16 protein-coding genes are annotated in these 14490 nt (G+C 60.4%); 8 read left to right on the top strand and 8 right to left on the bottom strand.

The window, feature by feature from the left end; genetic code table 11:
- Window positions 1–27: 27 nt before the first annotated feature.
- Entirely contained in the window at window positions 28–1647 is a 1620-nt protein-coding gene (locus BLQ98_RS06850; protein WP_093732597.1) for a peptide chain release factor 3, read from the bottom strand.
- Window positions 1648–1779: 132 nt separating this feature from the next.
- Between BLQ98_RS06850 and BLQ98_RS06845 the strand changes: the two genes are divergently transcribed.
- Window positions 1780–2139 carry a nuclear transport factor 2 family protein gene (locus tag BLQ98_RS06845; protein ID WP_093732596.1) on the top strand — a complete coding sequence of 120 codons (360 nt, stop codon included), beginning with the start codon at window positions 1780–1782 and terminating at the stop codon, window positions 2137–2139.
- Here the strand turns inward: BLQ98_RS06845 and BLQ98_RS06840 are convergent, their stop codons facing one another.
- Window positions 2140–3153 carry a Hint domain-containing protein gene (locus BLQ98_RS06840; RefSeq protein WP_093732595.1) on the bottom strand — a complete coding sequence of 338 codons (1014 nt, stop codon included), beginning with the start codon at window positions 3151–3153 and terminating at the stop codon, window positions 2140–2142. It abuts the gene before it with no gap.
- Window positions 3154–3336: 183 nt separating this feature from the next.
- Here BLQ98_RS06840 and BLQ98_RS06835 point away from each other — a divergent pair, with 183 nt between their 5' ends.
- The 3 genes from BLQ98_RS06835 to BLQ98_RS06825 all read left to right on the top strand — a co-directional run bounded on the left by BLQ98_RS06835 (window position 3337) and on the right by BLQ98_RS06825 (window position 6778).
- Entirely contained in the window at window positions 3337–4116 is a 780-nt protein-coding gene (locus tag BLQ98_RS06835) for an SDR family oxidoreductase (protein ID WP_093732594.1), read from the top strand.
- Window positions 4117–4272: 156 nt separating this feature from the next.
- Window positions 4273–5631 (top strand): SLC5/6 family protein, encoded by a 1359-nt coding sequence (locus BLQ98_RS06830; RefSeq protein WP_093732593.1) that lies wholly within the window; start codon window positions 4273–4275, stop codon window positions 5629–5631.
- 43 nt (window positions 5632–5674) lie between these two features.
- On the top strand, window positions 5675–6778 hold the full coding sequence (locus BLQ98_RS06825) for an ABC transporter ATP-binding protein (RefSeq protein WP_093732592.1): 1104 nt from the start codon (window positions 5675–5677) through the stop codon (window positions 6776–6778).
- 51 nt (window positions 6779–6829) lie between these two features.
- On the opposite strand, the gene BLQ98_RS06820 is transcribed toward BLQ98_RS06825, so the two are convergent.
- Window positions 6830–7531, bottom strand: a complete 702-nt coding sequence (locus BLQ98_RS06820) for a helix-turn-helix transcriptional regulator (protein ID WP_237271488.1) — start codon at window positions 7529–7531, stop codon at window positions 6830–6832.
- A gap of 176 nt (window positions 7532–7707) precedes the next feature.
- Between BLQ98_RS06820 and BLQ98_RS06815 the strand changes: the two genes are divergently transcribed.
- From BLQ98_RS06815 to BLQ98_RS06800, 4 genes are read left to right on the top strand one after another with little or no spacing between them, the layout of a single operon-like run.
- The gene (locus BLQ98_RS06815; protein WP_093732591.1) at window positions 7708–7944 is read left to right on the top strand and encodes a twin-arginine translocase TatA/TatE family subunit; all 237 of its coding nucleotides are present in this window, start codon (window positions 7708–7710) and stop codon (window positions 7942–7944) included.
- Between the two features lie 6 nt (window positions 7945–7950).
- Entirely contained in the window at window positions 7951–8616 is a 666-nt protein-coding gene (gene tatB / locus BLQ98_RS06810; RefSeq protein WP_093732590.1) for a Sec-independent protein translocase protein TatB, read from the top strand.
- Window positions 8613–9497, top strand: coding sequence for a twin-arginine translocase subunit TatC (gene tatC, locus BLQ98_RS06805; RefSeq protein WP_093732589.1), 885 nt, complete (start codon window positions 8613–8615; stop codon window positions 9495–9497). Before tatB ends, tatC begins: the two co-directional genes overlap by 4 nt.
- Window positions 9494–10333 (top strand): ATP-binding protein, encoded by an 840-nt coding sequence (locus BLQ98_RS06800; RefSeq protein WP_093732588.1) that lies wholly within the window; start codon window positions 9494–9496, stop codon window positions 10331–10333. Before tatC ends, BLQ98_RS06800 begins: the two co-directional genes overlap by 4 nt.
- Window positions 10334–10420: 87 nt before the next feature.
- Here the strand turns inward: BLQ98_RS06800 and BLQ98_RS06795 are convergent, their stop codons facing one another.
- The 5 genes from BLQ98_RS06795 to BLQ98_RS06775 all read right to left on the bottom strand — a co-directional run bounded on the left by BLQ98_RS06795 (window position 10421) and on the right by BLQ98_RS06775 (window position 14304).
- Window positions 10421–11692 (bottom strand): M23 family metallopeptidase, encoded by a 1272-nt coding sequence (locus BLQ98_RS06795; RefSeq protein WP_093732587.1) that lies wholly within the window; start codon window positions 11690–11692, stop codon window positions 10421–10423.
- A 76-nt stretch (window positions 11693–11768) separates the two neighbouring features.
- Complete coding sequence (locus tag BLQ98_RS06790; protein ID WP_093732586.1) at window positions 11769–12428, bottom strand: protein-L-isoaspartate(D-aspartate) O-methyltransferase; 660 nt, start codon at window positions 12426–12428, stop codon at window positions 11769–11771.
- A complete protein-coding gene (surE, locus tag BLQ98_RS06785) occupies window positions 12425–13210 on the bottom strand; it encodes a 5'/3'-nucleotidase SurE (RefSeq protein ID WP_093732585.1) in 786 nt (261 codons plus the stop codon). The genes BLQ98_RS06790 and surE overlap by 4 nt, the downstream gene beginning before the upstream one ends.
- Before the next feature lie 72 nt (window positions 13211–13282).
- Window positions 13283–13933, bottom strand: a complete 651-nt coding sequence (locus BLQ98_RS06780) for an SDR family NAD(P)-dependent oxidoreductase (RefSeq protein ID WP_093732584.1) — start codon at window positions 13931–13933, stop codon at window positions 13283–13285.
- A gap of 104 nt (window positions 13934–14037) precedes the next feature.
- Entirely contained in the window at window positions 14038–14304 is a 267-nt protein-coding gene (locus tag BLQ98_RS06775) for a type II secretion system protein N (protein WP_093732583.1), read from the bottom strand.
- Between the last annotated feature and the right edge of the window lie 186 nt (window positions 14305–14490).

The following is a 14490-nucleotide window of genomic DNA, read 5'->3' as shown; positions in this document are numbered from 1 at the left end:
CGCGCGTGTCGGGCTGGCAAGCCCAAGTTAGACCATCATTTCCTTGGTCGCGGTCAGGCGCACATCGGGGTAGTCGCGGTCGACGCGATCGATATCCCATTGCAGCCGCGTCAGGTAAACGACGTCGCCATCATGATCTAGAGCGATATGCTGTTTGTTGGTTTCAGTAAACTTATCAACAGCTTGCCGGTCACCGTTCACCCAGCGTGCCGAGGTGAACTGCGATTGCTCAAAGCGCACAGGCAGGCCGTATTCCAGCTCAATCCGGCTGGCGAGCACTTCGAACTGCAATTGCCCGACGACGCCCACGACAAAGCCGGACCCGATGGCGGGTTTGAAAACCTTGGCGGCACCTTCTTCGGCGAATTGCATCAACGCTTTTTCAAGGTGTTTTGATTTCATCGGGTCACCCGCACGGACGCCTTGCAGCAACTCCGGCGCAAAGGAGGGGATTCCGCTCACGCGGATCGCTTCGCCTTCGGTCAGCGTGTCACCGATGCGCAATTGCCCGTGGTTGGGAATGCCGATGATGTCACCGGCCCAGGCTTCCTCTGCCAGCTCGCGGTCGGCGGCAAGGAACATCACAGGGTTGGTCACAGACATGACTTTTTTGGATCGCACATGGGTCAGTTTCATGCCGCGTGTAAAGTGGCCCGAGGCAAGGCGGACAAAGGCAACGCGGTCACGGTGCTTGGGGTCCATGTTCGCCTGAACCTTGAAGACAAAGCCGGAAACCTTTGTTTCTTCAGGTAAAATATTCCTTGGTTGCGCCGACTGAATTTGTGGTTCCGGCCCGTAGGTAGCGATGCCATCCATCAGTTCCTTGACGCCAAAGCTGTTGATTGCGGACCCGAACCAGATCGGCGTCAGAGACCCTTCGGCCATCAGCTCGGCATCCAGCGGCGGCATCAGCTCGCGCACCATCTCAAGGTCTTCGCGCAGTTTTTCGAGCAGCGCGGCGGGCACATGTTCGGCCAGCTTTGGGTCGTCCAACCCTTCGATCGCGATGCTTGCGGATACTTTGTTGCGGTCGGCACGGTCCATCAGTTCCAGCCGGTCGCGCAGGATGTCATAGCACCCGATAAAGTCGCGGCCCACGCCGATCGGCCAGCTCGCGGGGGTCACGTCAATCGCGAGGTTTTCTTGAATTTCGTCGATAATCTCGAACACATCGCGGCTTTCGCGGTCCATCTTGTTACAAAAGGTCAGGATCGGCAGGTCGCGCATCCGGCAGACCTCGAACAGCTTTTGCGTCTGGCTTTCCACACCTTTCGCGCCGTCGATTACCATCACGGCCGCGTCCACCGCCGTGAGCGTACGGTAGGTATCTTCGGAAAAGTCCGAGTGGCCCGGCGTGTCGACAAGGTTGAACCGGAAATTCGTGCCCTTGTTCATAAAATCGAACGACATGGCCGAGGCCGAGACAGAGATGCCGCGGTCTTTTTCCATCGCCATAAAGTCGGACCGTGTGCGCCGGGCCTCGCCCTTGGCGCGGACCTGACCGGCCATCTGGATCGCCCCACCGAACAGCAGGAATTTCTCTGTCAGCGTGGTTTTCCCCGCATCGGGGTGGGAAATGATCGCAAAGGTGCGACGCCGAGCGATTTCGGCAGGCAAAGCGGGGCGGTTTGAGGGGGTATCCAACATGGATTGGCATATATCCACGCCCGAACACACGCGCAAGGCTGCTTGGATCAGGCGATGGGTGGCATTTCTTTGGGCCCGCGGGTGGAAATCGGGTACTATGAGGTGCGTGAGGTCATAGAAAGGGAGAAGACGATGGAGTTGAAAGAGATTGCAGAAGCTTTGGTGAAAGGGTGCCGCGAGGGGCACGAGGTGGCGAACCTTGATCGGCTTTATGCGGCGGATGCCGTGTCGGTTGAGGCAATGGATCATGGTAACGGGCGCGAAACCAAGGGCCTCGACGGGATCAAGGGCAAGCATGCCTGGTGGGACGGCGCGATGGAGGTGACGCGTCAGAACGTCAGCGACCCGATGCTCCATGGCGATGATCGCTTTGCCGTTATGTTCGACGTTGCCGCACGCGAAAAGGCCAGCGGCAACGTGATGGAGATGAAAGAGGTCGCCGTTTACTACGTGGAAAATGATAAGATCGTGCGCGAGGAATTCTTTGGCTGATTAGCGCATACTGGCGCGGCGCAGCAGTTCAGCTGCGTCGGGGCGGTCAAGCAGCGGTTCGGATACATCAAGCCCCGCATGAGGCAGGTCGGAATGGCCGGGGATGACATCGCCCATGGCATCCGACAGCTCTTGCGGCAGCACGCCCTTGGTGCGGCTGTCGATCAGCATGGATTCCGCTGCGATCCCTTCGGCATAGATGATCTGGTGGCTGTCAAACAGCAGCTGGAAGTAATCGACGAAGCCGCCATCTTGCACCCGCACCGTATCACCGTTCACCAGATGCCGCGCCTTGACCAGCAGTTCCGAGCGGCCCGCGCCCAGACGGTCTTGGCGTTGGTAGATGAACAGGCGGTGGTCGGGGCTGACGATCAGGTCATTCTCGTTGTTCAGAGTGCCCGCATCAATGCAGATCGGGGCAAATTCACCGACGGCGCGCACTGTGCTCTGGCTGATCCAGCGGATTGCCTGCACGCCATCATCGCGGGTGAGTATCTTGTCGCCCACCACCAGATCTTCAATCGGAAGCTGTTCGCCGGTGCCCATGGTGATGTGCGTGCCGCGGGTAAAGGATACGCAGGCGACCTGAGCGAATTTCTGACGCATGGTCTGGGTGTCGATGCCAACCAGCCGGTATTCCACTTTCGGCGACAGCGCGCTCAGCGGGATCAGATATATCGCCTCGGCGTGGCCATCGTCCGCCACCTCGACCAGTAGGATCGCGTCGTTGATCTGCCCGTCGGGCGACATAAAGGTCAGCGCACAATCCAGATGCAGCGTGGCCCCGCTGGTGCCGGTTTGCGTATCAGGTGCGATCGACAGGCTGCCGTTTGCTGCCGTCTGTATCGACAGGCGCACAGGGGCCGCGCCATAGGAAAGCTCGTAAACATCATCCAGCAGCAGCTCTGATGCAAAGGACAGCGCGTCGCCCATATTCGCACCATCCGTCGCCGTGAATTGCGTCGCACGAAAGACAGGGACGCTTTGCGGAGGGGAAGGGCGGGGCGAGGTCATGGGGCGGGCCTTTGCGCGCGAAAGGTAAATGATATCGGGGTCGGTAGTCACACAACTGCCGGTGGTTCTTGTCTCTTTGCCATAGGATTGTGTCCCATTCGGGTCAAGCCTTTGGCCTTTTGCTGGCATTGTCCGCGAAGACAGTGCTACGACTTGCGCGAACATCAATCGGGAGAGATCGCTATGGATCTGGGAATCAAAGGAAAACGCGCATTGGTTTGCGCATCGTCAAAGGGTCTTGGCCTGGGCTGTGCAGAGGCACTGGCCGAAGCGGGGGTGAATCTGGTGATGAATGCACGCGGTGCCGCTGATCTGGAAACAGCCGCCGAACGCATCCGTCAGGACTATGGCGTCGAAGTCACCACCATTGCCGCCGATATCGCCACGGACGAAGGCCAAAAGCTGGTGCTGGACGCTGCAGGCGACATCGACATTCTGGTCAACAATGCAGGTGGCCCGCCCCCCGGCATGTGGAGCGATTGGGACCGTGACGATTTCATCAAGGCGCTCGACGCGAACATGCTTGCCCCCATTGCGATGATCAAAGCGCTGGTGCCTGCGATGATGGACCGTGGCTGGGGCCGTGTCGTCAATATTACCTCGCAATCCGTACGTGCGCCAATTGGTGTTCTGGGGCTCAGCAACTCTGCCCGTACCGGTCTGACCGGCTATGTCGCGGGGACCTCGCGTCAGGTCGCGGGCAAGGGTGTCACGATCAACAACCTACTGCCCGGCATCCACGCCACCGACCGCGCCGATGCGCTGGATGGGGGTGTCGTCAAACAAAAGGGCATCACGCTGGACGAGGCCCGCACAGAGCGCGCATCGACCATCCCAGCAGGTCGCTATGGCACGCGGCATGAATTCGGCGCGGCCTGCGCTTTTCTGTGCTCGCAACACGCGGGCTTTATCGTCGGGCAGAACCTTTTGCTCGACGGTGGCGCGACAAACATGACGATGTAAGCCGTGGGCCTGACGCTGCGGCACCTATGGGGCGCGCGCAGCGGACGGGCTGACATATTCCATCACGTTTACGACAGACTGCCGCGCGATAGATAGCGCGGCAGTTTTTGCTCGGTTACCCATGGTTGTTACAGTCTTTTGCAAAGGTAACCCCTGATGTCCCCCATTGTTCTGTTTGTCCTCTTCGGTGCGATCATCGCCGCAAGTCTGCTGGCTGCACCTCGGCGTGCCTCTGTAGAAGGGTTCTTTGGCGGGGTGACGGTCCAAGGCAGGGCACCGGGGCTTTGGACGCTGGTGCTGAGCCAGGTCACCACATGGATTTTCGCCCGCAGCCTGATGAATGCGGCGATCCTGGGCTACTACTACGGCATCGCGGGGACGCTGGCCTATGCCGCGTATTACGGGTCCTTCCTGTCCGGCGGTTTTATCGTGGGCCGTTTGCGCCAGAACGGGGCCATGTCCGTGCAGAATTGGCTCGGGGCACGCTTTGGCGGAGCAGGGAACGCTTGCTATAATCTGGTGATCGCCCTGCGGCTCTTGTCCGAGGTATTTGCGAACCTGCTGGTGGTGGGGCTGATCTTTAACGCTGTGCTTGAGGGCAGCGGCACGCCGGCGATCCTGATCGTGGCGCTTGTGGGCTTGGGTTATTCGGCTTGGGGTGGGCTCAGTGCTGCGCTGCGCACCGATGTGGTGCAGATGGTGGTGTTTCTGGTGGTCTTCGGCGTCGCTTTTGTGGCGCTGGTCGTCTCGCCCGGTTTTGATCTGGGCGCGGTTGTCACGGCACCGGGGACGACAGGGGCCTATAACGGATGGGTGCTACTGGCGGTGGCGCTGTTGCAGGTGTTTTCCTACCCCGCACATGATCCGGTGATGATGGATCGCGGGTTCATTGCTGATCCACAAACGACGCGCCGGTCCTTCGTGCATGCGTTCTGGATCTCGACGCTGTGCATCATCGGTTTTGGTTTTTTCGGTATTCAGGCAAGCCTTGCCGGTGCCGCATACGAGGGCGAGCTGATTGGCACCTGGGCCACGATGTTTCCTGCGTGGGTGTTTGTCGCGCTCATGATCTCGCTGCTGATATCGGCGCTGAGCACGCTGGATTCCGCGCTCTCTTCTGCCGCAAGGCTGGTGGTCGAAGAGCTGAAGCTCGCGCCGCGCAGCCTGAATGGCGGGCGGGTTGTGATGCTGGGTTTTATGGCCGCAGGCACGGTGCTGACTCTGTGGGGCAATGCGACGCTTTTTGACGCGGTGGCCGTGTCGGGCACTGCGTCGATGTTTTTGACGCCGGTTCTGATTGTGGGGCTGGTGATGCAGCGCCAGATTGCAGCTTGGGCCTATTTCGCCGCCTTTGGGGCCGCGATGCTGGGGGCGTTTGCCTATTTCGCGCGTGCATGGCCCGCCTTTGCTGCCGTGCTGCCCGAGGGGCATAAATACGAACAGCTTTTGGTGATTTGTGTGAGCGTTCTGGTCGCAGGCTTTGCAGCGGTGCTTGCGGGCACGCGGCGGGGCTGATACCGGTCGATCCCGAGTGAATTGATCGGATTAGACCGCGCCCATGACAGACTTCACCGAGATGCATCCCCGGCTGGAAATCAAGAACCTTCAGCGCGCCTATGGCGGGCGGGCTGTCGTGGATGACGTCAGCCTGAAGATCATGCCGGGGCAGGTGACCTGCCTGTTGGGGCCGTCGGGCTGCGGCAAGTCGACCACCCTGCGGATGATCGCGGGTGTCGAGATGCAGGACAGCGGCACGATCCATGTGGACGGCAAGCTGATTTGCGACACGGTGTTCCGCGTGCCGCCCGAGCGGCGCGAGATCGGGTTGATGTTTCAGGACTTTGCCCTGTTTCCGCACCTGAGCGTAGCCGATAACGTAGGCTTTGGCCTGAAAACGGGCAACAAGGCTGAACGCCGCGCCCGCATCGAAGAACTGTTGGAGCGTGTCGACCTTTTGCGGTTCATCGACGGCTACCCGCATCAGCTGTCTGGCGGTGAACAGCAGCGCGTGGCGCTGGCGCGGGCTTTGGCCCCGCGGCCCAAGATCATGCTGATGGACGAGCCTTTCTCGGGGCTTGATAACCGTCTGCGGGATGACATCCGCGACGAGACGTTGGGTATCTTGAAAGAAGAGGGCACCGCCGTATTGCTCGTGACCCACGAACCCGAAGAAGCCATGCGCATGGCCGACGAAATCGCGTTGATGCGCGACGGTAGAATCGTGCAGCAGGGGGCCCCCTATAACGTCTATACGCGTCCTGTCGATCGTGCCTCGGTCGCGTTTTTCTCAGACGCAAATGTGCTGCGGGCCGAGGTCACGGGGGCGCTGGCGCATACGGTCTTTGGCCGGTTTCTGGCCCCCGGCGTGCCGGATGGAACGCAGGTGGATATTGTGTTCCGGCCCCAGCATTTACGGATCGACTTTGACCGCGGGGGCAAAGGGCCTTTGCCGACGTCTACGGATGGGACAGCGGCCCGCGCTGTGGTCGCCCGTGCGCGGTTCATGGGCAATGAAAGTCTGGTGGAATTCGTGATGGACCATGACGGCAGCACCCTGCGTGCCACCGTGCCAAATGTCTTCCTGCCGCAACCGGGGGCCGTCATGTGGCTGACCGTGCGCCGCGACCGCTGTTTTGTCTTCCCAGTGCATCCTGCGAGGTAAAACGCGGAACTCTGTCTGTGGTGTGCACGCGGGATGCCTTCGGCGAGGATTTTAATCCATTTGGAAGTCTGGCGGCGCGGTAAACAGTTCGGGCAGTGGGTGCGTGTCTTCGATCAGGTCAAGGCGAAGGGTTTCAGTTTTCTCGTTAGCTTCATTCCAGCCTGACAGGAGCCAGCTGCGGGCCGCGTGGGTCAGCGCAAGGGGATGCAAGACCAACGTCCTGAGTGATCCGTTGTCGGCATTATAGACGATCCTGAGCTTCTGGCGCGCGCGAATGGCGGCGCGAAGTACCGGTAGATGCGCCATTCCGCGTGCAGCATTGGCGAATGGGTGTTCGACCCGTTGCCAGTCCAGCGTGTCAGGGTGCCCACTTTCAGGCAGCGCCGCGTCGATCTTTTGTGCGAGGGATGTCGCGGCGGCCTGCAAGTCGGGATCGGTGGTTTCGAGCACAACCGCGAGGGCAAGCTGCAGGGCCTCTATCTCTTCTTGCGACAGGGACAGGGGCGGCAGCACGGTGGCGGGCGTCAAACGGTAGCCTGCACCACGGGTGCCCGTGATCGCCACACCCGACGCCTGTAATCTCGCGATGTCTCGGTAAAGCGTGCGTAAGGACACGCCCTTCGCCCGCGCCAGATCTTCGGCACGGTGCAATTGGTGGTCACCCAAAGTGGAGAGCAAGGAAAACAATCGATCACTGCGACGCATGGTAAAGGATGTGCCACGTGTCGGACGGCGGCGCAAGGCAACTGCCAAAAAACTGTCAGGAGCGTATGGGGCGCAGTCCGGTCACACAAATTTTGCGACACGATGTAGCGCCGCCGTTGGTTTGGCTCTTCAAGCTGCCGGAGCGCGGGCCTAAAAAGGATCAGAGTTTTCTGGCACGGGGGCAGTCCCGCCCGTGCCTATATTCGGAATATGGAGTAGAGACTATGTTGAACAATATCGGCCTTCCGGGTCTTTTGCTGATTGCAGTTGTGGTGTTGGTCCTGTTCGGGCGCGGCAAGATTTCCAGCCTGATGGGCGAAGTGGGCAAAGGCATCACCAGCTTTAAAAAGGGCATCAGCGAAGGCGAAGACGACGTCAAAAATGGCGACAAGGATACCGCAGAGCTGAGCGATGACACAATTGTTGTCACCGAAACGAAGACCGACAAGGACCGGGTGTAAGCTCTCATGTTTGATATGGGGTGGTCAGAGCTGTTGGTCGTCGGCGTTGTTGCGCTGATCGTGGTGGGTCCAAAAGACCTGCCCGTGCTGTTTCGCAAGGTCGGTCAATTTGTCGGCAAGGCCAAGGGTATGGCGCGTGAATTCAGCAGCGCAATGAATGATGCGGCCGACGACACCGGCATGCGCGAGATGTCGGCGGGCTTGAGCAAGTCGTTGAAGACAGCCACAAACCCGCTGGGATCAGCGATGGACGAGGTGAAATCCGCGACCAAATCGCTTACGAAGTTTGACCCCGACAGCAATACCGGCAAGCTGGCAGCCGAGCGCGCCGAGGATGTGAAAAAGATCCAGGCTGCGACCGCCCGCGCCGGAGCAGAGCGCAAGCAGCGTGAAGCCTCGGAAGCGCTGGCGCAGGCCGAAGCCGCCGAGGCAAATCTAGCCACGCCGTCCGCAGCACCCCAGATCGAAAAGACGGCGACAGAGGCTGCGAAGGCCCCTGCGAAAAAAACGCCGGCCAAGAAGGCTCCGGCAGCCAAAGCCCAACCTGAAAAAACGACGCCTGCAAAGACGACGCCTGCAAAAAAGCCAGCCGCAAAGAAACCTGCTGCAGCGAAACCTGCGGCCAAGAAAGCCGCGGCTAAAGCGCCAGCGGCCAAAAAGAGTGACACATGAGTGCTTCGGACGATATTGACGACAGTGCCGCCCCGCTGATCGAGCATCTGGCAGAGCTGCGCACGCGGCTGATCCATTCGGTGATCGCCTTTATCATCGGCATGGTGATCTGTTTTACCGTGTGGAATCCGATCTTTAACTTTCTGACGCACCCTTTGTGTTCAGCGATGGCCGAGCGCGGTCAGGACGATTGCGGGTTGATCCTAATCAAGCTGCAAGAGGGCTTTTTCGTCGCTATCTCTATCTCTTTGCTGGGCGGGCTGGTCTTGGGCTTTCCTTACATCAGCTATCAGCTGTGGCGGTTTGTGGCCCCGGGTCTTTACAAGAACGAAAAGGGTGCCTTCCTGCCGTTCCTAATCTCGAGCCCGCTGATGTTCTTTTTGGGCGCGTCTTTTGCGTTTTACGTCGTCACGCCGCTGGCGTTCGATTTCTTCCTTGGTTTCCAGCAGGCCGGTACGCTTGTGGGGGAGGGCACGGATAACGCAGGCGGGATCGCGGCGATCGCCTTTCAGGGCTCTGCGCAGGAATATCTGAGCCTGACGATCAAGTTTATTGTGGCCTTTGGCCTGTGTTTCCAGCTGCCGGTTCTGCTGACGCTGATGGGCAAGGCCGGTCTGGTCAGCGCCGAAGGGCTTGGCAACGTGCGCAAATATGCGGTTGTCGGTATTCTGGTGCTGGCTGCACTGGTCACACCGCCTGATGTCATCACCCAAGGTATCCTGTTTGTTGTGGTCTATGGGCTTTACGAAATCTCTATCTTTCTTGTACGGCGTGTCGAACGCAAACGAGAAGAACAACTGCGTGCAGACGGGTACTATGATGACGAATATGATGACCCGATCCTTGCAGAGTTCGAAGAGGATGAGGACGACCTGAAGTGAACCGTGACCCTATGGACCGTATCGCAGCGGCGTTGGAGAGGATGTCTCCTGCGCCGCTGAAAGCCCCCGATTTTGAAGTGGCAGGTGCCTTTGTCTGGCAGACTGGGCCTGACCATCTGGCACCGGTAGAAACGGTCAGTAAAGTCGATCTGTCGCTGCTGGTCGGTGTGGACCGTGCGCGGGATACGTTGCTGGCCAACACCACGCAGTTCGCCGCTGGACTGCCTGCCAACAACGCCCTGCTTTGGGGCGCGCGGGGGATGGGCAAATCGAGCCTCGTGAAAGCCGTGCACGCCCATGTCCGCGAAAGCCATGACCGGTTGCGCATTGTTGAGTTGCAGCGCGAAGACCTTCCGTCGGTGGGCCGGTTGCTGAACCTTCTGCGTGGCGCGCGGCAGCGTTTTATCCTGTATTGCGATGACCTCAGCTTTGGTCATGACGATGCGCATTACAAATCGCTCAAGGCGGTTCTGGATGGTGGGATCGAAGGGCGGCCCGAGAATGTCGTGCTTTATGCCACGTCGAACCGCCGCCACCTGATGCCCCGCGATATGATCGAAAACGAACGCGGTTCGGCCATCAACCCTGCCGAAGCGGTTGAGGAAAAAGTGTCATTGTCGGATCGCTTCGGGCTGTGGTTGGGTTTTCACCCCTGCGATCAAAAGCAATATCTGGATATGATCCGCGGCTACTGTGATGCCTATGGCGTAGAGATTGACGCCAAGACCCTACATAGCGAAGCGATTGAGTGGCAGGCCACGCGCGGTGCGCGGTCGGGTCGTGTGGCGTGGCAGTACTTTGTTGATCTGGCTGGGCGGCGCGGCGTCACTTTGTGACTGCGCCAGTATAGGTTAGCTGCGGTCCCCTTCGGGGGGCCACAGGACCAAATTTAACATTAGAAAATTCAGCTTAGTTCAGGCTGCTTAGTTCAGATAGGGTGTCGGGTCGACGCTATCAAACCCGTTGCGGACCTCGAAATGGACGAATGAATCGTCGCCCGGCCGCAGTTTGGCGATGTTCGCCCCTTTTGCCACACTATCCCCTTTGGCGACCGACACATTGGCGACGTTGGCATAGACAGTCAGCAGGTTGTCAGGGTGGCGGATCACGACGATCGGCACGCCTTCGGCGCTTTTGGTGATCGCGGCGACGGTACCGCTATCGGCGGCCTTCACGGCAGCACCCGGGGTGCCTTTGATGTTGATGCCTTCGTTCTTGCCCTTGGAATAGGCGCGGATGATGCTGCCCTGAACGGGCGGCGACATGCGCCCCGATGATGCGGGCTGTGTGGTCTTGCCCACATCAGCGACGGGTTTGGCCGCCGCGGGTTCGGGTTTTGGTGCAGCGGGTTTTTCATCCACAGGGGGCAGGGGCTTTGCTGCACTTGGCGGGGTTGGTGTGGGGGATCCGGTGCCCGGCAGGCTGGTGGGTGTCGGGGCCGTGGGGGCCGGCGCAGTGGCTGTTGCTGTGGCAGGCACAGCGGCGCTGCGTTTTGGCGCGGCCTGTTGCGCGACAGGGATCAGCAAGAATTGACCTTCGCGGACAGAGAAATCAGCACCGAGCCCGTTCCATTCGGCCAGTGTTTCTACCGGTACGGCATAGAGGCGTGCGATGGTATAGGCGGTCTCGCCGCGTTCGACCTTGTGGCGGATGGGTTCGATCCCGGTCTGTTTCGCTGGGTTTTCGCGGGTCATGGTCTGGGCCGATGGTAGGGCAGTGGTTTGCACGCCGGGGGTGGCGGGCGCGCGGTTAATCGCGCCGCCGGCCATGGACTGAATATCGACCGCAGCGGTGGTGATCGGGCCGGTACCGGATGCCCCCGTTGCTGGTGACGGTTCGGATACGCGCGTCGGCAAGGCGATGATCTCTCCCTTGCGGAGGGGGACTGTGGCGTCGATGCCATTATAGCGCGACAGGCTGCCCACATCAGACCCTACGCGGGTTGCGACATCAGCCAGCGTGTCACCCCGCCGCGCCACCGCGACCTGATAATTAGGGTAAGAGATCACCCCGCGGTTGTCCGGTGCGGGGCGTTCGTCCAGCGGTCCGGTGGCTGCATGGGCGGTGGTAAAACCGTCACCAAAGCCGCCGCGCAAATCCATATCCAGGGGGCGGTCACAAGCAGCGAGCAAAAGCGCAGAGCTGCCCGCCAGTACCGTCAGCCTCAGGGTACGGGTCACGTTTGGTTGGGTCATCTGCTCGTCCTCGTATTCGGTGCCGTATGCGCCTTGGGGTCCCCGTTCGGGCGGAGTTCCCCTTGCTATACTGCAATTATCCGTCTTTTCCCAGCCCTTCAAGCAAGGGAACAAAGCGCACTTTGCGCAGCTCGTCATATTCCAGCCCGGTCTCTGTTTTGCGCACCCGTATGAGGTGTTGAACCGTGTCCGATTGGCCGACAGGCACCACCATGATGCCCCCCACCTTGAGCTGTGCCAGAAGGGGCCCGGGGGGGTCTTCGGCGGCGGCGGTCACGATGATCCGGTCAAAGGGGGCCTGTTCGGGCAAACCAAAGCTGCCATCGCCGATGATCGCGGTGATGTTTGACAGGGCGAGGTCTTCGAAAATCTGGCGGGCTTCGACAACCAATCGACGGTGGCGGTCGATGGTATAGACGCGCCGCGCCAGCTTGCTGAGGATCGCAGCCTGATAGCCAGATCCTGTCCCGACCTCGAGCACCTTGTCACGCGATGACACATCGAGCGCCTGCGTCATCAGGGCGACGACGGATGGCTGGCTGATCGTTTGGCCGCAGGCAATCGGCAGGGGCATGTCCTCGTAGGCGCGCGAGGCAAACAGGCCACGGATAAACGGGCCACGGTCGATCTGTTCCATCGCGTTCAAGACACGGGCGTCGGTCACGCCTTTGGAGCGGAGTGCGTAAAGAAACTGCATCTTGCGGGTCGCGTCCGTGATTTCTTCTTCGTCGCTCATGTATTGATGGCTTTAAGCGCGTCAAATGTGTCATGAGCCGTGAGGTCAGCGCGCATCGGCGTGACCGTGATATAGCCATCGAGGTTCAGCGCCGCATCGGTGCCGGCGTCCGTCGGGATCTGTTGGTCGGCCCCCTTGATCCACAAGAACCGCCGCCCCGAAGGCGACAGCTGCGGGATCGTCGAGAACGTGGTGTCGCGGCGCATCCCTTGGGGGGCAAGGCGGATACCTTGGACATCGGCGGCAGCCACGGGGGGGAAGTTCACATTGTAAAACAGACGGTAGCCCGACCCGTGGGGCGGCGTGGCGTCCAGAATGCGCCGGATCACATCGGCCCCGTGTGATGCGGCAGCTTCAAAGGGATCGTCCAGATCGCGGTTTTCCGGACCATAGTATTGCGACAGGGCCACTGCGGGGATGCCTTGCAAAGCGGCCTCCATCGCGCCGCCGATTGTGCCGGAATAAAGCGTGTTTTCAGCCGCGTTATTGCCACGGTTCACGCCTGACAGCACCAGATCGGGACGGGCATCCAGCATACAATCGTGCAGCGCTGCCATCACGCAGTCGGCTGGGCTGCCTTCGACGGAAAAGCGGCGGTCGCTGACGTTCTCGACCATCATGGGTTTGGTGTAGCTGATGCAATGGCCGACGCCGGATTGTTCATAGGCAGGGGCCACAGTCCATACTTCGCCGTCGGGTCCGGCCAGTGCGGTGGCAATGGCGTGCAGGGTCTTAAGACCCGGAGCATGGATACCGTCGTCGTTCGTGATCAGAATGCGCATAAATTCCCCTTTGCGCCTTGATAAGCGACGGGGCGCGGCGCGGCAAGGCAGGAGCCTTCACCGCATCAAGTTTTAGGGCTGGGAAGCCGCGAGTTGCGCCAGAATTTCAGCGGCCTGCGACTGCGGCGTGTTCAGCGTTTCGCGGTCCTCGCCGGGGTGGAACCGTGCGCGCGTGGCGGTTGGCATGGGGGCAGGCGTCATGACGTGCACGCGCGGCCCGATTTTTACACTTTCGGCTTGCCAGCTTTTGGCCAGCGCGATCTGTGCGGCCTTGGTGGCCCCATAGCTGCCAAAGAACTTGGTCGCCACGACGGGATCGTCAAAGAACACAGCCTGACCCGATTGCCCCAGCAGCGGTGCCACATAGGTAATTAGTGTCGAGGTGGCGGTGACGTTGCACGCGACAGATTTCGCCATGTCCTTGCCGTCGATGTGATCGGTCGGGGCCAATGGGGCGGCGTGGACGGCAGTGTGCAGCCAAAGATCAAGGCTGCCCCAACGGTCGTAAATGCCACGGCACAGGGTCGCCATTGCATCGACATTGATGATGTCCATCGGGGCCAGCGTCGCACTGCCGCCACGGGCCTGGATCCGGTCGTCCAGCTCTTCGAGAGCACCAGTGGTTTTGGCCACTGCAATGATGTGATGCGTGTCGCAAAGCGCTTCGGCCAAAGCGGCACCAAGGCCGCGGGACGCGCCGGTGATAAGAGCTGTTTTTGTCATGAAGTGGCTTTGCCTGAGCCACTGCCCCCCGTCAAGAGGGGCGCGGCGTCGCAGCGGCACGGAGCCAATACGGGGGCAACATAGGCGGCAATCGTGCGCGCGGCTTAGCCCTTGGGCAGCTTCAGCGTCACGGTACGACCGCGCTGCGACAGTACCACGCTGTCGTCGCCGATGGCTGCAACAATTCCGTCGCTGATCTTGTCGTTCAAAGTGACCCGGTGGATACGCCCGCGGCCATCGCGGATCAATGCGCCGGGGTCGGTCGGACTGCCAAAAGTGCCAATCAGCGCAAGCTTGGGCAAGGATGCCTGCTGCGTCGCCAGGCTAAGAACTTTTTGCGGTGTCGGTGTGCTTTTATCGTCGGTCGCCATGGGTGCCTCTTGGTGCGCTCTGGTGTCGAAAGGTGGTTAGACCGCGGAGCTAACAAAGCCGCCCATCATCCGGAAGAGGGCAGGACGGAGGCTGGCGAAGACTGGCTTGTAGGTCGGCAAAGCCTTGCCAGTGGCGCAGGGGCAAAAACGCAAAAGGGCGGGCGAGGGGTTGATCCCTGCGCCCGC

Source organism: Sulfitobacter litoralis, from assembly GCF_900103185.1.
GTDB lineage: Bacteria > Pseudomonadota > Alphaproteobacteria > Rhodobacterales > Rhodobacteraceae > Sulfitobacter > Sulfitobacter litoralis.
Note: the sequence above shows the minus strand (reverse complement) of the source record. Positions and strands in the feature narration are given on the sequence as shown.